The following is a 17,267-nucleotide window of genomic DNA, read 5'->3' on the forward strand; positions in this document are numbered from 1 at the left end:
ATTAGCCTAATTCTCTTCACGGCGATACGGCAACCCTTACCGAAGCAGGGGCGTTCGCCGAAGCGATGAATTTTTCGATCTATGTCACCGGCCTGATGATGGGCCTCAGCCTCATTGTCGCAATCGGCGCGCAGAACGCTTTTATTCTGCGCCAAGGCCTGCGCAACGAACATGTCTTTTCCGTCTGTTTCGCATGCGCGTTTTCGGATGCAGCGTTGATCGTGCTTGGCGTGACCAGCTTGCAGCAAATCGCCAGGTTTATGCCCTGGCTCGATCCGGTCATGCGCTATGGAGGAGCCGCGTTTCTGGCCTGGTATGGAGCGAAGAGCCTCTATTCCGCCTTTCGCTCGTCCGCCAGCCTCGCGGAAGCAGAAGCGAGACCATCGAGCTTTCGCCAGACGCTCATGACCTGCCTTGCACTGACCTGGCTCAACCCGCATGTCTATCTCGATACGGTCGTGCTGCTCGGCACGATATCGACACGCTACCCGGGACAGCAGGCTTCGTTTGCTGCGGGGGCGGTGACGGGTTCCTTTCTGTTTTTCTTTTCGCTCGGATACGGCGCCACGTGGCTGCGACCGATCTTCTCGAAGCCCTCATCCTGGCGCATGCTGGAAACGCTCGTCGCATTCACCATGTGGATCATCGCGTTCAAGCTGTTGGGCGGGATGTGATGGCCGTTCGACCGGCGAGATGGAAATGTGCTGGATCCGGCGGTAAACGGGTCGGTCAGGGGGCGCGGACGATCACAACGGCGCGCAAGCTTTTTGATGGACGGATGTTTCCTGATGGGCGCACATGGTGAGGCACGCCGAGCTTACAATCTTCAGCAGCGGTTCGGCTAGCAGAGGCGGCGACCGTCAACTCTATCTTGGGCTGACAATCGGCCAGCAGATGCGACGGAAAACGCCTTAGCTGCCGGAGTGCATGCTCATGGTTCACATCCCTGCGCCTCTGCGACTTGAACGCGGAAAGGGCCTGTACGATATTCCAGATGCTCATGTTCGACATGTCGGGGCCTCCTTTTGCTGCATCGGCTGCTGACCCCTCGAAATATGGCGAGCGATTGACATTCAATCAAACAAAATGATATGCGGTTATAAATCAGAAAAATTGAAAGATGCGACGATGAGTCTTCCCTTTCGCCGTCCCATTCCGCTGCTTGACAACGACGTGTTGCGTACCTTCGTTGCCATTGCCGAGACTGGCAATTTTTCGACCGCCGCGGAGGCGGTCTTTCGCACGCCGTCAGCGGTGTCGATGCAGATCAAGAAGCTCGAGGAACAACTGGGCGCGACGCTGTTTTTGCGCGATGCCCGCTCGGTGTCGCTGACGCGCCACGGCGAGATGCTGTTGTCCTACGCCCGCAACATCCTGGCGCTGTCGAACGAGGCAGTGTCGCGCTTCATCATGCCGGAGCTCAGCGGCGTCGTCAGGCTCGGCGCACCGGAGGATATCGGCGAGCGGCTGCTGCCGAGCATCCTGAAGAGTTTCGCGGAGAGCTATCCCGGCATCATGGTCGACGTAACGATCGACATGAGCATGGGATTGAAGAAGCGCATGGAGGAACAGCGGCTCGACCTGGCCTTGATCAACTGTGCGACGCGGCCGTTCCCGACAGGCGGCGAGGTGGTGTTTCGCGAGCGGCTGGTCTGGGCCGGCGCCAAGTGCGGTTCGGCGCATCGGCGCGATCCCCTGCCGATCTCGATCTGGGAGGATGGCTGCATCTGGCGCCAGGAGGCTCTCTCCCAGCTCGAACGCAACAAGCGGCACTATCGCGTCGCCTATCTCAGCGGCCACACCATGGCGCAGCGCGCCGCCGTGCTCTCCGATCTCGCCATTGCGCCGCTGCCGCTGTCCTATGTCAATGAGGACATGGCGATCCTCGGCCCGCAGGAAGGCCTGCCGGAACTCGGCGCCTTCGATATCCGCCTGCTGACCGCCTCGCAGGTGTCCGGGCCGATCGAGACAGTGGCCGACAGCATTCGCGGCGCCTTTGCCGAGAGAGCGAAGGCGGTCGCCGCCTGATGATCTCTTTCAGGCGTTGAACCTTTTGTCCCCTTGTGCGTTATCGGCGCGAACGGCATAAGTCCCGTTCGGGGTTGATTTCAAACAAGGATATTCGAAATGACGACAACGGCCAAAATCGCCGCAGCCTTGATGGTACTTCTTGCGCTTTCCTCCTGCGGCAACACGATCCGCGGCATAGGAAAAGATACGGCCAACACCGTAAATGCAACGCAGGATGCGGGCCGCTCGGTTGACCGTGCTGCAAAGAAGTAAAGACCGTTCACATTCCTCCGGGGATGCCGGATAAAGCTTTCCTGGACAGAATCAATTATCGACTGGGCCGGATCAAGTATTGACCGGGGGATAAGCCTTTTCCAGCCCGCCGGATCGGTCAAGACCGGTCCGGAAGGCCTGGTAGGCAGGATGCTGGCTGGAGCGGGCGGTTTCCATCACCCGGATCTGAAGCCGATCCGGCGCATGTGCTCCGAGCCATATTCCGAGATTTTCGAGTTTTAGCGAGTTCAGGAACCGCGACCCTGCTGCGATGTCGAGATGGCGGCGCAGGCCGTCGAGCAGGTTGTCGTCCTGAGCGACATTTTCCATGAGCAGCGTCAGATATGATTTGTCCGTCTCCGACAGCGCGGCAAGCTTTTCCGCAACGGTATCGCGGTCGGGAAAGGGAACGTTGCCTGTCATCGAATCGTCCATGCTTGATCGTATTTTTGGCGTTATAAACTCGCCTTGACCTTCTCGGCTACATCGGCGGGCACCCATTTCATCCAGAGGCCCTCGTAATTGCGAAGGAAATGGATCGCGGCATCCTCGTTGCTTTCGTGGTTTTCGTCTTGCCAGGCAAGCACCTGGTTGATCGTCTGATTGTCCCATTTGCGGGTTTTGAGATAGGTGGTGACAGGTCCCGCGCGACTGGCGAAAGACCTGGTCATCAATGTGAAGGCGCGCGAGACCGGATAGGAATTAAGCTGGGGCCTGAGGCAGCCGGAAACCGCCGTACAGCGGTCCCACTCGGTCTTGTTATGACCGACGCCGAAGCTCAGGCGCGTCATCTCGTATTTGCCGAGGATTGCGGTCGGCGCCCAATAATAACCGAGCCAGCCGATCTTATTGTCGAAGGCGCGGGCGATCGAGGCGTCGAGCCGTTCGGCGCTGCCGGTTTCGACGAGTTCGAAGCCCTTTTTGTCCGCGGCAAGCGCCTTGAACAGGTTGGTGGTTGATATCTGACAACTCCAATCGGCTGGGCAATTGTAAATAGCGCCCTTCGAGGCATCGTCCTCGGCGGGGAAGAGCTCGGGATGTCTCAGCGCATCTTCGACCGAACGGATGTCGGGATTGGCGTCGGCGATGAATTTCGGGATCCACCAGCCCTCGACGGCTCCGTCGGCCAGGATCTCGGCTCCCTGCACCAGCCGGCCGGAGTTGACGGCCTGATCGAGCAAGGCCCTGACGGAATTGATCCAGTACTCCGAGGCGATGTCGGGAGTGCCTTTCTCATTCATCGAGGCGAAGGTCGGCAGGGTGTCGCCGTCGACGATGGTGACGGCGCAACCGTAGCCCTTTTCCAGGATGATCTTGTCGAAGCTCGCCGCAATACCGGCCGAGGCCCATTTCATCTCAGCGATCGAAACATTGCCGCATTCGGCGGCTTCGGCCGGCGCGACGATAGAAAGAGCCGCGGCAAAGACGGCGGGAATCAGAAACGTCTTCATCGTCATTTCCCCGAATTCTTCTTTACAGCGCCGGCCTTTTCAGACGCGCTAATGACGCTGTGATACCTTGAATCTACGGACGCGCAGCCAGGGTCGGAAATCAGCGACAAATCCTTCTGGCGCCCAAAAGGAAATGACTGACGGGCGATGCCGCGACATACATTTCCGGTTCATGGGTGCCTTCCGTCCTTGCGGCTCCGGCAGCTCATTGCAGGTCATGCTCGAAAATGGCGGTTTTTGGGAAGCCTACGCGTTCGGTCGCAGAAATCAACCATCTTCTGCTGACGGTCGCCGGACTAAATTATTGAATTCGAAGAATTTATCTCAATATCCGGAAAATGGCGCCTTTGAGCGCAGTGCACGCTCTTGGCGATCACCGTCGGGTCTTCTGCAGAAATTTCGACCAGAATGTCAAAAAAGATCAAAATTAACATTTGCGTAAGGCTTCAATAACTCTCCGGTAAGAATGTGCCGTTATCAGTTGGGTCGTGGCGGGAATGACCGCCGCTTCTCCGGTTCAGGTAGTGCGTACCGGAGAAAGCGAGCTTCGCCGTGTAGGGGTGAAGACGCCTGAGTTTTCGGCAAACCGCGCAGAGCCAAGGCCATGCGCGGTTTTCGCGTTTCTGCGGGAAGCTTGACCCGGGCCAAGTCTTACCCTGTGCCAAGTCTTGACCCGGTGTCGCCGGCCATTGTAGGCCTCGCCTCAGCGAAAGGCGGCCACCATGGCAAGAGCGATCATGCTGCAGGGAACCGGCTCGGATGTCGGAAAGACGGTGCTGGTCGCTGGCCTTTGCCGGCTGGCGGCCAATCGCGGGCTTGCCGTCCGGCCGTTCAAGCCGCAGAACATGTCGAACAATGCAGCGGTTGCCGATGACGGCGGCGAGATCGGCCGAGCGCAGTGGCTGCAGGCACTGGCCGCACGCACGCCGTCTTCGGTGCACATGAACCCGGTGCTGCTCAAGCCGCAATCGGAAAACGGCAGCCAGATTATCGTGCAGGGCAGGGTGTTCGGCCAGGCGAAGGCGCGCGACTATCAGCGGCTGAAGCCGCAACTGCTCGGCGCGGTGCTCGAGAGTTTCGAAAAAGTGGCAGCAGATGCCGACCTCGTTATCGTCGAGGGTGCCGGATCGCCGGCCGAGATCAATCTCAGGGTCGCCGATATCGCCAATATGGGCTTTGCGACGCGTGCCGGCGTGCCTGTCGTGCTCGTCGGCGATATCGATCGCGGTGGCGTCATCGCCTCGCTGGTCGGCACGCAGGCGATCCTTGATGAGGGCGACCGAGCGATGGTTGCGGGTTATATCATCAACAAGTTTCGCGGCGACGTTTCGCTGTTTGACGACGGCATCCGCGCCATCGAAGGCTTTACCGGCTGGCCGTGTTTCGGCGTCGTGCCGTGGCTGCCGGGTGCGGCACGCCTGCCGGCCGAAGATTCGGTCGTGCTCGAACGGCTGGCGAAGGGCGGGGCGGGCCGGCTGAAGATCGCCGTGCCGGTGCTGCCCCGTATCGCCAATTTCGACGATCTCGATCCGCTGAGGAGCGAGCCGGATGTCGAGCTGGTCTTCGTGCGACCAGGCGAGCGGCTGCCTGTTGCAAGCCTCATCGTCCTTCCCGGCTCAAAATCGACGATATCTGATCTCGCCGACTTGAGGGCTGAGGGCTGGGACCGCGACCTCCAGGCGCATGTCAGGCGCGGCGGCCGGGTGATCGGCATTTGCGGCGGCTACCAGATGCTTGGTCGGACGGTGCACGATCCACTCGGCATCGAGGGCGGAATGCTCGAGGCGCCGGGGCTTGCGCTTCTCGACGTCGAGACCGAGATGGCGCCTGAAAAAACCGTGCGCAACAGTCATGCCCGCTCGACCGAATACGACGTGCCGCTTGCCGGCTACCAGATCCATCTCGGCATCACCCGCGGCCCGGATGGCACCCGGCCTTCGGCGATCATCGACGGGGCACCCGATGGCGCGCTTTCGGCCGACGGCCGAATCATGGGCACCTACCTGCACGGGCTCTTCGGCAGCGACGCCTACCGCGCCCGGCTGCTGCAGAGCTTCGGGTTATCAGGCGGGCGAAGGAATTACCGCGAGAGCGTCGAGCAGGCGCTCGACGAGATCGCCGGGGAATTGGAACGTCACCTCGATCCGCGCTGGCTGGCCGGACTGCTCGGTTAGGCCGGATGCATCCTTCGTTCTGCTCTTGCCAAATTAGTTGACTGAGTCCATTAATTGCCCCGGCGGAGCTGATCGAGAGCGGTAAGACGATGAGCGTGATGGATAGATTTTCACTGACGGGTCAGGTGGCGCTGGTGACCGGCGGCGGCCGTGGCCTGGGCTTCGAGATGGCACGTGCCCTTGCAGAGGCCGGCGCCCATGTCATCGTTACCGGACGCACGGCGGCGACGCTGGAAGACGCCGTAAGGATCATCCGTGCGGCGAGTGGCACAGCGGAGGCCGCCGCCTTCGATATCACCGATCGCGAGGCCCAGCGTGCGTTGATGGCCGATATCGAAAGGGCTCACGGTCGCCTCGACATCCTGATCAATAATGTCGGCGCCCGTGACAGGCGACCGCTGGCCGAATTCGATGATGATGCCATCATCGAACTGCTGCGCACCGATCTGGCCGCCGCGATGACGCTTTCGCGGGACGCCGCCGTGCTGATGAAGCGGCGCAATCACGGCCGCCTGATCTCGGTGACCTCCATCAGCGGCCATGTCGTCATGCCCGGTGACTGCGTCTATCCGGCAGCCAAGCAGGGCCTGACCGGCCTGATGCGCGGTATGGCGGTCGAATTCGGTCCGCACGGCATCACCAGCAACGCGATTGCGCCGGGCTGGTTTGCCACCGAAACCAATGCGGCGATGGCCGCGAACGAGGAATTGATGCCCTTCGTGCGCCAGCGCATTCCGGTCCAGCGCTGGGGGCGGCCCGACGAGATCGCCGGCGCGGCGCTGTTTCTTGCAAGCGCCGCCGCCTCCTTCGTCAATGGCCACGTCCTGACGGTCGATGGCGGCATGACGGTCAGGATGTGAGCGTTGGAAATATCGGTCTGGCGGTTCTCTATGGATGTGATGGCGCTCGGTTCGGTACCGAGGGACCCCGGCCCCGTTTTCACGTCTTCCGCCAATCGCTCCGAAGTTCAAGGTCGAGACGTCACGCGCGCCTGACAGGCGGACTGAGTTCGCGGACGAGCTGCTGCAGGCTGCGCTGGTCCTCCGCTCCCGTTTTGTCGTAGATGGCGGCCAGTTGCGATTTCACGGTGCCGTCGGCAACGCCTTGTGCGTTGGCGATCTCGGATCGCGTCATGCCTTCGGAGACGTAGCCGACCACGCGCCGTTCGGCTGGAGTGAGAGCAAAAAGGGCGGCAACGGCTTCGACGGCCGACTGTGTCACCGTTCCCGCGGCGGCGAGGAAGATCGCCGCAGCCGCGCGGCTTTCGAAACGTCCCCTTTCGGTGCGCCGCTGCAGCGGCAGAACGTGCGCGACGGCGGGGCGCTCGGCCGAGGCAAGCGGGACATCGATCCCAGCCGCTGCGAGACTGATTTCGTCCCGCGCGCCAAGCGCCACTGCGTTGGAAAGGGCAGCGCCTGCATAAGCGTAGCGCGCGGCCAGCCGGCCTGAAAGCGAGTGAACGACGTGCTGCTCGCGCAATCGTGCTTCTGCGGCATGGTTGGCGAAAAGGATTGTCATGTCTTCAGCAACGATGAAGACCGCATGGTCGAGAGCGTCGATGACCTCCCTGAGGACGGCTGCTTCGGCGCGCTCCATCTCGAACATGTCGTGGATCGTCACGGCACGGCGGATATGCGGGCCGAGTAGCCCGACAATGTCGAAGACGCGTCGCTCGCTCGGTTCGTATTGCACCGAAATGTTGATTGTCCCGACCCGGGTCGGGCGCTTCAGCACCGCCATGTCAATCGAGTTCAATACCCCATACTTGGCATGAAAGTTCTGGTAGAGCGCACCGCTCTTCCAGACGGCTTCGCCATCGGGTCCATAGAGGGAGAACATTCGCTCCAGCGTATCCGGCTGATCGATCTCCATTCGGTGGAGAAGGTGGAAGAACGGGACGTCCTTCGCATGCGCGACGAGGGTGCTGATGGCTTCTCCGTCGTCGCAGGCGATCTGAGCCAGCCGTGCGGAACGGGTGGTGGTGTCGAAGACGGCAAGCGTGGTCAAAAACCCATTCACCTGGCCATTGATCAGACGAAGAGCGTTTGGCCAGGCATCCTCCCGGGCCACACAATCATAAATAGCGCCAATGATTTCCGACAGCTGTTGTTCCATGATCGCAATCCTGCATCAGCCCGGCCTGCGCGGTCAATTGCCGCCGGCCAGGACGCCTTCATTTCCGGGATTTGCGGAAGATTTCATCCCCCACGCGGGAGATGTTTCATCGCGTGGATTTCTTACAACGCCACTGCCGGCCGGATTCCACTCGGCTTGGACAACCAGAAATTGGAGGGCAATCTTCATGAAAGCGACCAAAGCGCCGATCGCGGCGCTTCTCTTTATCGCAGTTTTACCGGCTGCAGCGCTCGGCGGCGGCGCCGGCCTGCCGAACCAGGTCCGGGAGGCCAATGCGCGCTTCCAGGACGTCAACCAGGCCGTCAGGGAAGGCTATTCGCCGATCCCGTGCACCAGCGGCATCGATGGGGGTGCTATGGGCATCCACTATGTCAATGCCGACCTCATCAAGGATGAGGCCGTTGATCTCTCCAAGCCGGAAGCCGTGATGTACGAGCCTGACGAACACGGCAAGATGAAACTGGTCGCCGTCGAATACATCACGACGAAAGGTCCCGCCAATCTCGGCGGTCAGCTGTTCAGTTTCACGAATGCACCGAACCGCTACGGCCTTCCGGCTTTCTACGAGTTGCATGTCTGGGCATGGAAGGACAATCCGAAGGGATCGTTCGCCGACATGAACCCCGACGTCAGCTGCCGGCATGCGCACGGTTGATGAAGCGCTGCGTCACTCAAGGCATCATGAAAGGATAAAACAATGCCGCAATTCGTTGTCGAACGAAATATTCCAGGTCTCGGAGATATGAGCAAGGAAACCCTGCGCGAGATCTCGGCGAAATCCAACGCCGTCGTGGCCTCCCTCGGCGAACCCTATAGCTGGATCACCAGCTATGTGACTGGCGACAAGATGTACTGCGTTCATGAGGCCGAGAGTGCGGAAGCGGTCTATCGGCACGCGGAAAAGGGTGGCTTTCCTGCGGACCGCGTGACGGAGATCACGAGCCTCATCGGCCCTCATTCGGCCGCGCGTTAAACGCCGCGTTCGATGGGGCGCGGCAACCCCACTTTCCATCCGCGCACAGCCCTTCCGCAAACCGATTTCGAGGTGATGCGCCGGGGCGCGGGAGCTGGCCGGCGGACGAGGCGCCGGCCGCCTCGCAGGCGCAGCGATGTTGTAATCGGCGCACGCGTCTCCGGGGACAATCATGAGCGAGAAGCTCTTGCAGACGGGTTCGAACTGCGACTGTCCAAAGCGGTATTGCTGCTGTTTTCTCCGGCTCGTAACTTCATCCTGTGGCAACGACGGCAGTCGGTGGAAAATCGGCTTGGCGCGCTGTCGGACCACATGCTGAAGGACATTGCGGCGTCGAGAAGCGAGATCCCGTTCGTCGCCTCGCGGGATGGAGACTGGAACAGATTCCGCTGACCGAGCAGCCCTTTGCACATCGAAGCGAGGCAAAACGCTCGACGAGAAAAGGCCAGAATTCCGCATCACTCCCATTCGCCCGGGTGTAGTATAACGACGCGAAGCAGGTTAATGAACGGCAGGTGTAAGACCGCTCGTTGAGCGCCCGTTCTGCCGTTCTGCTCATCGGGCTCGAGGGCGAAATGGCCATTGCCGGTTCTCGGTCCTCATGCGGAGATTGAAAAATTAAAAATCATATTCAATGGCTTATAGAGCAGGGGATCACCAGCGAGCATATTGGCGACCTCGTCGCCGGTCTGTGCGACCGGCTGATCGCGGACGGATTTCCGATCTGGCGGGCGAGTATCAGAATGCCGTCCCTCCATCCCATGTATCGCGGCGTTTCGGCTAATTTCATGCGGGGCGGTGCGACTGTCCTTGAAAATGCGGAGCACGGCAGTGAGACGGAACGTGACTTCGAGAAGACGCCGATCTTTCACCTTTTGAGCCGCGGCGAAACAAAGGGGCGATGGAACCTGGCGAGCGGCGAGGGGCTCGATTACAGCGAACTCAACGAATTCGCGCTCGCCGGTGGCACGGATCACGTGATCAGCCTGTTCGAATTCCCGAAGGAAGTCGCGCTGCGCGGGCTCGGATTCTCGCTGACGAGCGACGCGCCGGGCGGATTTTCCGATCAACAGCTGGCGATCATAGAAGAGCTGTTCCCGGCGCTGGGGCTGGCGGCTTACCGCGTGGCGGTTTCGAAGACCGCGACCGATATCCTCGCCGTCTATACCGGCGCCAGGACCAGTGCGCGCATCCTTGCGGGCGAAACCCGCAGGGGAATGGGTGGCTCCATCGATGCCGCCATCCTGCTTGCCGACCTCCGCAATTTCACGGCGCTGACCGAGGCCTACCAGCCAGGCGAGATCGTCGGGTTTCTCAACGAGCATTTCGAGCTGATCGACCGGCATGTCGAGGAAAATTCCGGCGAGATCCTCAAGTTCATGGGCGACAGCGTGCTGGCGATCTTTCCGACGGACGCCGAGGATCCGCAAAGGGCGTGTAAGGCTGCGTTGGCTTCGGCACAGAATCTGCTGAAGGCAAACGAAGAGCTCAATCGCGAGCGGACGCGCAATGGAGGCCCCGATATCGGCATCGATGTCGTGCTGCATCTCGGCGAGCTTTTCTACGGAAATGTCGGCGCTCACGGCAGGCTCGACTTCACGGTGATCGGGAGGGCGGTCAACGAGGCTTCGCGGCTGGAGAAACTCTGCGGTACGCTTGAGCAGCACCTTCTGCTGTCGGAGAGTTTCGCGGCCAACTGTACGGTGGCTTGCGAGTATCTCGGGTCGTTCGAATTGCGTGGAGTTTCAAAGCGGGCCGACGTCTTCAAGCTCGCCAACTCTGTGTCATGAAGCGCCGATCAAAGGCGCGACCAAGTTCAGATCTCGCCTGAGACCTCACGACGGCGACGGTCAAGTTCTTCACTGTAGCGGCGCAGCGTATAGCTTTCGCTGAGCTGGCCGATCACCTTGCGTTCGATCAGGTTGTTGACGACGGCGAGTGCTTCGCTTTCGCTCTTGTCGAAGATCGCCGCCGCCTGCCTGGCATTCATCTGTGGCTGTAGGAAATCGTTGCGGTAGTGGATGAAATCGGCAAGCGTCTTGCCCTCGTCCTGCACGTCGGTCGGGTTGGCGTAGATCTCCGGCACCAGCACGAGGCCTGCATATTTGTCGCTCTCCTCGACGAGGATGACGCGCTGGGTCGAGCCGATCGGGAAGGCCTGCTTGAATTCCTCCAGCGAAATACCCGCCCTTGCCGTCTTGACGTCGGCGCGCATCAGCTTGTCCACTGTCAGGTTACGGATCCAGCCGACGTCGTGGGCGCTGCGGATGCTTTCGCCGCGCAGGTGGAAGCGCCAGGTGGCGAAGGAATAGCCGAAGGTTGAGCGGACGACGAGTGAGGAGGTGATGACGGCGGCGAGCACTAGAGCGGTGATCGGAAAATCGCCGGTGATTTCGAGCGCCAGGAACGTCATCGTCAGCGGCCCGCCGATGACGGCGACGGCGAGCGAGCTCATGCCGACGACGGCATAGATGACGGGCGTCAGCGTCGCATCGGCGAAATAGGGGCCGCAATAGGCAAAGAGCTTGCCGAGCAGGGCGCCCATGAACAGTGAGGCGAAGAACAGGCCGCCCCTGAAGCCGGAGCCGATCGAGATCGCCGAGGCCAGGGATTTCAACAGGAAGAGGCCGATCAGCGCCGGGATCGCCACCTCGCGGGAGAGATTGAGATGCAGCGCGCCGTGGCCGGCCGAGAGCACCTGTGGCGAAATCATCGCCAGAAGTCCGACGACGATGCCGCCGAGCGCCGGGCGGAAGGGCGGGGCGATCGAGCTCTTGCGCGCCAGCTCCTCGACGAAGGAGACGCCCTGCATGATCAGGATGCCGACGCCAGCGCAGAAGCCACCGAGCAGCATAGCCGGGATATAATCGGCCGGCACGACTGCGCCGAAGCTGCCGATGTCGATGGTGAAATCGCCGTGGGTGAGCAGCCTTGCGATGAGGGTGGAAACCAGGGCCGAGACGACCACAGGGGTCAGCGAGACGATCGTATAGGTGCCGATGATCAGCTCGAAGGCGTAGAAGGCGCCGGTCAGCGGCGCGTTGAAGGCAGCGGCGATAGCGCCCGCCGCGCCGCAGCCGACGAGGGTGCGCAGATCGGAGCGGCGAAGCTGCAGCTTCAGGCCGAATTTCGAGGCGAGGCCGGCGGCAAGCTGGGTATAGCCGGCCTCGAGGCCGACGGAGGCGCCGAACCCGTTGGAAATCAGGTTCTGCACGGCAACGATGATGCTGTCGGTCAAGGACAGGCGGCCGCCATGCAGCGCATTGGCCTCGATCGGGTCAACCATCGGTTTCTTGCGCCGTTTCGCCAGTACGAACAGCAACAGGCCGAGCAGGACGCCACCGATGACGGGGGCAGTGAGAAGCAGCAGCTTGTCGTCGATCACCGACGAGCTCAGCCGCTCGCTGTCGTCGATGCCGAAGACCATCTGATGCAGTTGATTGGAGACGTAGCTCATGCCGGTGACGGCGAGACCCGAGGTGATGCCGACGACGGCACCCGCCAGCGACAGGCCGACCTCACTGCGGCGGGTCAGCGCCCGCAGCCGCCCCGGGTCGAAGAAAACACGCAGCGCTCGGAACCGGCGCCGATCCAATTTCATAAGCATGGCAAGACAACTAGGCAGGAAGAGGCCCGGTCAAGGGCGATGGCGCAGTCCGCTTGCAGTGCAATTGTGGCGAAAAGCCGGCGCCCTGGATAAATATTTGTGACGTAAGTATCTGATAAATGACGATGTTTTAGGTAGGGTAAGTCGTGTTGCTGGCGTTGCCTCGCCTGTCTAGCCACTGCCGGCCGTCGAGGGCGGTTGACTTCACCCCTGAGCTTGCCTAACCATCCCTCAACGGATGGTCACCTGACCATCCTCGGATATAACGGATGGTTCCGGATCGGTGTTACGCCTTCCGGATGAAAAGGGAATGTGACGGGGCGGACCCAAGCCGGGCGCCTTCATCACAGCCGACCCCGCGACTGTAGAGCGGTCAGGGTCTTCCATCCGGCATCGAGCCCTTCCGGCCGGCGGCTTGCAATAATGCAAGCGGGCGGGACGGGCGACATGCCGGAAAAGCCACTGGACATGCATGATGATCAACCGGGGTCGGACGCCTCTTAAGTCTACGAATCGTCCACCTTTTCATCGATGCAGCCGGGAAGGCGAGGCAGATCCGCTGGCACGATCAGGGCGACCGGTTTCCGGTCTGCCCCGATCGCGGCCGATAACCGCGAGCCAGGAGACCTGCCATCCCGTGCCGGGCGAGAAGCCCAACCCTGGGCAAGAGGCCCGCTGCCAGCACGGAGGTTGTCTTGGCTGAACGATTGAATTCGGCGCGGCCTTGTGCGGCGCGATCGAGTGGGTGGGGTGCGGCATCCCACCAAAGGGGCGTCTGCGCATGATGACCGCTCCCTCCAACACCGTCTTCATCCTCGGCGGCGCCCGTTCGGGGAAATCCCGCTTCGCCGAGTCCCTTGTCATTTCGATCGGCCTCGACCGCCATTATCTCGCGACCGGCCGCGCCTGGGATGAGGAAATGCAGGCGCGCATTGCCCAACATAGAGCCGATCGCGGCCCGTCCTGGACGACGCATGAAGAGCCGCTCGATCTCGTCGGCAAGCTTGACGCTATCGACCGCGAGGGCGGCGTCGTGCTCATCGATTGCCTGACACTCTGGGTCACCAATCTGATGATGGATGAGCGCGATATGGCGGCGGAATTTGCCGCGCTCACCGATTTTCTGCCGCAGGCGAAGGCGCAGCTCGTTTTCGTTTCCAATGAGGTCGGCCTCGGCATCGTGCCGGATAATCGCATGGCGCGGGAATTCCGCGATCATGCCGGCCGGCTGCACCAATCAATTGCGGCCAAGGCCGCCGAAGTCTATTTCATCGCGGCAGGCCTGCCGTTGAAAATGAAGGGTTAAGTTCATGAACCAGCAGAAAATTCCCGCAACCGTCATTACCGGCTTTCTCGGCGCCGGCAAGACGACGATGATCCGCAACCTGCTCACCAATGCCGGCGGCAAAAAGATCGCGCTCATCATCAACGAGTTCGGCGATCTCGGCGTCGATGGCGAGGTGCTGAAGGGCTGCGGCGCTGACAATTGCACCGAGGACGATATCATCGAGCTGACCAATGGCTGCATCTGCTGCACCGTCGCCGACGATTTCATCCCGACGATGACGAAGTTGCTCGAGCGTGAACAGCGGCCCGACCATATCGTCATCGAAACCTCGGGCCTTGCCCTGCCGCAGCCGCTGGTCGCGGCCTTCAATTGGCCTGACATTCGCACCCAGGTGACGGTCGATGGCGTCATTACCGTGGTCGACAGCGCGGCTGTCGCCGCCGGCCGTTTCGCCGACGACCACGATGCCGTCGAGGCGGCGCGCGGCGCAGATGAATCGCTCGATCACGAAAGCCCGATCGAGGAGTTGTTCGAGGATCAGCTGACTTGCGCCGATCTGATCGTACTCAACAAGACCGACCTGATCGACGCTGCCGGCCTTATCAGGGTTCGCGACGAGGTCGCCTCCCGCACGGTGCGCAAGCCGGTGATGATCGAGGCGAAAAATGGCGAGGTGTCGGCCGGAATTCTGCTCGGCCTCGGCATCGGCACGGAGGACGATGTCGCCAACCGCAAATCGCATCACGAGCTGGAGCATGAGGACGGCGCGCCGCACGACCATGACGAATTCGACAGCTTCGTCGTCGAACTCGGCCCGGTCGCCGATCCCGCCGGCTTCATTGCTGGCCTGAAGACGATTATCGCCGACCATGACGTACTGCGTCTCAAGGGTTTCGTCGATGTCGCCGGCAAGCCGATGCGCCTGCAGATCCAGGCCGTCGGCAGCCGCATCGACCATTATTTCGACCGTGCCTGGGCCCCGAGCGAAACGCGCGCCACGCGCCTCGTGGTCATCGGTCTGCACGAGATGGACCAGGACGCTGTTAGGGCGGCGATCGAGGCGCTGGCGTAATCCCATGCATCTGCTTCTGGCCCAACAGGGAACGATCAGCGACTGCGAGGAGGCGATCGACCTCGGGCAGACGCCGGGCGATATCGTGTTCCTGTCGGCCGCCGACAGCGAGCTTGCCGCCATCGCAGCCGCCCATCGCGAGCATGGGGCGGCGCCTTCGCTGAGACTTGCCAGCCTGATGAGCCTCAAGCATCCGATGTCGGTCGATACCTATGTCGAACGCACGGCGCGGCATGCCAGGCTCATCATCGTGCGTGCGCTCGGCGGTGCCAGCTATTTCCACTATACGCTGGAGGCGCTGCACGCGGCAGCGTCCCGCGCCGGTGCGCTGATTGCGGTCTTGCCGGGCGATGCCCGGCCGGATGCGGGGCTCGTGCCTTTTTCCAACGTTGATCTCGACGATATGAATGCGCTCTGGGCCTATCTGATCGAAGGCGGCGACGCCAATGCGCGCGGCTTTCTCGATTATGCCTCGGCGATGTTGTCAGGTGCCGAGAAGCCGGCGCCGGCAGTGCCTTTGATGAAGGCGGGCATCTGGTGGCCGGGGCGGGGGCTGATCGGGGTGCAGGAGTGGCGGCAGGTTGCCGGTTCGCATGTCGCGCCGCCTTCGTCCGTCGAGCAGGGGGGTATCCCACATTCGACGGAGGAGGTGGCGTTTGGGCCAATCGTCGCCATCAGCTTCTACCGCGCCCTCGTCCAGAGCGGCGAGACCGCCCCGATCGAGGCACTGGTCGAAGCGCTGGCGGCGCTCGGCCTGCGGCCACTGCCGGTTTTTGCCTATAGCCTCAAGGACCCCGTCTCGACAGGTATTCTCGAAAGCGTGTTTGCGGCACTGAAACCCGATGTCGTCATCAACACGACCGGCTTTGCCGTCTCGGCACCAGGTGCTGACCGGCAGCCGACGGTGCTGGAAGCGAATGGGGCGGTGGTGCTGCAGGCGATCCTGTCGGCCTCGTCGCGGGAGGCTTGGGCCGCTTCCGCGCAAGGCTTGTCGGCACGAGATCTCGGCATGAACGTGGCGCTTCCTGAAGTCGACGGCCGGGTGCTGGCGCGGGCGATCTCTTTCAAGACGGCAGCGCGTTATGACGCGGCTGTCGAGACCAACATCGTCTGCAGCGAACCCGATACCGGCCGGGTGAGTTATACGGCTGAACTTGCCGCCAACTGGGCGCGCCTGCGGAAGAGATCGGCCGGTGATCGCCGCATCGCGCTTGTCATGGCGAATTATCCGAACCGCGACGGCCGGCTCGGCAACGGCGTCGGCCTCGATACGCCGGCCGGCACCATCGCGGTGCTTCGCGCCATGGGAGCCGCGGGTTACCCGGTCGCCGACATTCCGGCAGATGGGGACGCGCTGATCCGGCATCTGATGGAAGGGCCGACCAATTCCGGCCACGACGGCAGGGTCATTCGCGAAACGCTTTCCCTCGCTCGCTACAACAGCTTCTTTCAATCTCTTCCCAATAAGATTCGAGATGAGGTGAGGGCTCGCTGGGGCAATCCTAAGGACGATGCGTATTTTCGCGAGGGCGGCTTCGCCCTGCCTTTCGCGCGCTTCGGCGGCGTGCTCGTCGGCATCCAGCCGCCGCGCGGCTATAATATCGATCCGAAGGAAAGCTATCATTCGCCGGATCTCGTGCCGCCGCACGGTTATTTTGCTTTCTATGTCTTCCTGTGCCAGGAATTCGGTGCACATGCGGTCATCCACATGGGCAAACACGGCAATCTCGAATGGCTGCCGGGCAAGGCGCTGGCGCTGTCGGAAGGCTGTTATCCCGAGGTGATCCTCGGGCCGCTGCCGCATCTTTATCCCTTCATCGTCAACGATCCGGGCGAGGGCACGCAGGCCAAGCGCCGGACTGCCGCTGTCATCATCGATCACCTGACGCCGCCTTTGACGCGGGCTGAGAGTTATGGACCACTCAAGGATCTGGAAGCGCTGGTCGACGAATATTACGAGGCCTCCGGCGGCGATCCCCGCCGCATCCGCTTGCTCAGCCGGCAGATCCTCGATCTGGTCACCGATATCGGCCTCGACCGGGATGCCGGCATAATCAGCGGCGAAAGCGAGGGCGAGGCGCTGAAGAAGCTCGACGCCTATCTCTGCGACCTCAAGGAAATGCAGATCCGCGACGGGCTGCATATCTTCGGCGTTTCGCCCGAAGGGCGGCTGCTGACCGACCTGACGGTGTCGCCGTTGGTGCGCCAGGGGGCGTCGAGGAGATCTGCTAGGATGGCATGACGTGGGGCTGTCCAGGGGGCGGCCATGTCGCAGTCGAGAGG

Annotated in this window: 16 protein-coding genes, 1 pseudogene and 1 riboswitch; of the genes and pseudogenes, 12 read left to right on the forward strand and 5 right to left on the reverse strand. The window is 61.7% G+C overall.

Annotation, left to right across the window (positions count from 1 at the left end):
* Window positions 1-65 precede the first annotated feature (65 nt).
* Window positions 66-674, forward strand: a complete 609-nt coding sequence (locus HJB84_RS29210) for a LysE/ArgO family amino acid transporter (protein ID WP_207580816.1) — start codon at window positions 66-68, stop codon at window positions 672-674.
* Between the two features lie 55 nt (window positions 675-729).
* Here the strand turns inward: HJB84_RS29210 and HJB84_RS29215 are convergent, their stop codons facing one another.
* Window positions 730-1,011 carry a hypothetical protein gene (locus tag HJB84_RS29215; protein WP_207584405.1) on the reverse strand — a complete coding sequence of 94 codons (282 nt, stop codon included), beginning with the start codon at window positions 1,009-1,011 and terminating at the stop codon, window positions 730-732.
* Between the two features lie 75 nt (window positions 1,012-1,086).
* Here HJB84_RS29215 and HJB84_RS29220 point away from each other — a divergent pair, with 75 nt between their 5' ends.
* Both HJB84_RS29220 and HJB84_RS29225 read left to right on the forward strand, forming a co-directional pair.
* On the forward strand, window positions 1,087-2,028 hold the full coding sequence (locus HJB84_RS29220) for a LysR family transcriptional regulator (protein WP_207580815.1): 942 nt from the start codon (window positions 1,087-1,089) through the stop codon (window positions 2,026-2,028).
* Between the two features lie 99 nt (window positions 2,029-2,127).
* On the forward strand, window positions 2,128-2,283 hold the full coding sequence (locus HJB84_RS29225) for a hypothetical protein (RefSeq protein WP_003540537.1): 156 nt from the start codon (window positions 2,128-2,130) through the stop codon (window positions 2,281-2,283).
* Between the two features lie 72 nt (window positions 2,284-2,355).
* Here HJB84_RS29225 and HJB84_RS29230 read toward each other — a convergent pair whose 3' ends face one another.
* Together HJB84_RS29230 and HJB84_RS29235 are read right to left on the reverse strand one after the other, a co-directional pair.
* The gene (locus HJB84_RS29230; protein ID WP_207580814.1) at window positions 2,356-2,718 is read right to left on the reverse strand and encodes a hypothetical protein; all 363 of its coding nucleotides are present in this window, start codon (window positions 2,716-2,718) and stop codon (window positions 2,356-2,358) included.
* Window positions 2,719-2,738: 20 nt separating this feature from the next.
* Window positions 2,739-3,740, reverse strand: coding sequence for a glycine betaine ABC transporter substrate-binding protein (locus HJB84_RS29235; protein ID WP_221117618.1), 1,002 nt, complete (start codon window positions 3,738-3,740; stop codon window positions 2,739-2,741).
* Between the two features lie 716 nt (window positions 3,741-4,456).
* Here HJB84_RS29235 and HJB84_RS29240 point away from each other — a divergent pair.
* Both HJB84_RS29240 and HJB84_RS29245 read left to right on the forward strand, forming a co-directional pair.
* Complete coding sequence (locus tag HJB84_RS29240) at window positions 4,457-5,908, forward strand: cobyric acid synthase (RefSeq protein ID WP_207580812.1); 1,452 nt, start codon at window positions 4,457-4,459, stop codon at window positions 5,906-5,908.
* An 89-nt stretch (window positions 5,909-5,997) separates the two neighbouring features.
* The gene (locus HJB84_RS29245; protein WP_207580811.1) at window positions 5,998-6,768 is read left to right on the forward strand and encodes an SDR family oxidoreductase; all 771 of its coding nucleotides are present in this window, start codon (window positions 5,998-6,000) and stop codon (window positions 6,766-6,768) included.
* A 121-nt stretch (window positions 6,769-6,889) separates the two neighbouring features.
* On the opposite strand, the gene HJB84_RS29250 is transcribed toward HJB84_RS29245, so the two are convergent.
* The gene (locus HJB84_RS29250; protein ID WP_207580810.1) at window positions 6,890-8,023 is read right to left on the reverse strand and encodes a helix-turn-helix transcriptional regulator; all 1,134 of its coding nucleotides are present in this window, start codon (window positions 8,021-8,023) and stop codon (window positions 6,890-6,892) included.
* 187 nt (window positions 8,024-8,210) lie between these two features.
* On the opposite strand from HJB84_RS29250, the gene HJB84_RS29255 reads away from it, so the two are divergent.
* The 4 genes from HJB84_RS29255 (at window position 8,211) to HJB84_RS29270 (ending at window position 10,807) form a co-directional block, all read left to right on the forward strand.
* Complete coding sequence (locus HJB84_RS29255) at window positions 8,211-8,699, forward strand: hypothetical protein (protein WP_221117619.1); 489 nt, start codon at window positions 8,211-8,213, stop codon at window positions 8,697-8,699.
* Between the two features lie 42 nt (window positions 8,700-8,741).
* Entirely contained in the window at window positions 8,742-9,017 is a 276-nt protein-coding gene (locus HJB84_RS29260; protein WP_207580809.1) for a DUF4242 domain-containing protein, read from the forward strand.
* Between the two features lie 12 nt (window positions 9,018-9,029).
* Window positions 9,030-9,410: a DUF1127 domain-containing protein gene (locus HJB84_RS29265; protein WP_259671205.1), complete on the forward strand. Its 381-nt coding sequence runs from the start codon at window positions 9,030-9,032 to the stop codon at window positions 9,408-9,410.
* 224 nt (window positions 9,411-9,634) lie between these two features.
* Window positions 9,635-10,807, forward strand: a complete 1,173-nt coding sequence (locus tag HJB84_RS29270) for an adenylate/guanylate cyclase domain-containing protein (RefSeq protein WP_405049003.1) — start codon at window positions 9,635-9,637, stop codon at window positions 10,805-10,807.
* Window positions 10,808-10,833: 26 nt separating this feature from the next.
* Here the strand turns inward: HJB84_RS29270 and HJB84_RS29275 are convergent, their stop codons facing one another.
* Window positions 10,834-12,624 carry a chloride channel protein gene (locus tag HJB84_RS29275; RefSeq protein WP_221117620.1) on the reverse strand — a complete coding sequence of 597 codons (1,791 nt, stop codon included), beginning with the start codon at window positions 12,622-12,624 and terminating at the stop codon, window positions 10,834-10,836.
* 253 nt (window positions 12,625-12,877) lie between these two features.
* A riboswitch (cobalamin riboswitch) is annotated at window positions 12,878-13,274 on the forward strand.
* Between the two features lie 131 nt (window positions 13,275-13,405).
* On the opposite strand from HJB84_RS29275, the gene cobU reads away from it, so the two are divergent.
* From cobU to cobN, 3 genes and pseudogenes are all read left to right on the forward strand, one after another.
* The gene (gene cobU, locus HJB84_RS29280) at window positions 13,406-13,930 is read left to right on the forward strand and encodes a bifunctional adenosylcobinamide kinase/adenosylcobinamide-phosphate guanylyltransferase (protein ID WP_221117621.1); all 525 of its coding nucleotides are present in this window, start codon (window positions 13,406-13,408) and stop codon (window positions 13,928-13,930) included.
* A 4-nt stretch (window positions 13,931-13,934) separates the two neighbouring features.
* Window positions 13,935-14,984, forward strand: a complete 1,050-nt coding sequence (gene cobW, locus HJB84_RS29285; protein ID WP_221117622.1) for a cobalamin biosynthesis protein CobW — start codon at window positions 13,935-13,937, stop codon at window positions 14,982-14,984.
* Between the two features lie 4 nt (window positions 14,985-14,988).
* Window positions 14,989-17,178, forward strand: a pseudogene (gene cobN / locus HJB84_RS29290) (cobaltochelatase subunit CobN); the annotation flags it as partial.
* Window positions 17,179-17,267 lie beyond the last annotated feature (89 nt).

It is taken from the genome of Rhizobium sp. NZLR1b (assembly GCF_019685155.1).
Classification (GTDB): Bacteria; Pseudomonadota; Alphaproteobacteria; order Rhizobiales; family Rhizobiaceae; genus Rhizobium.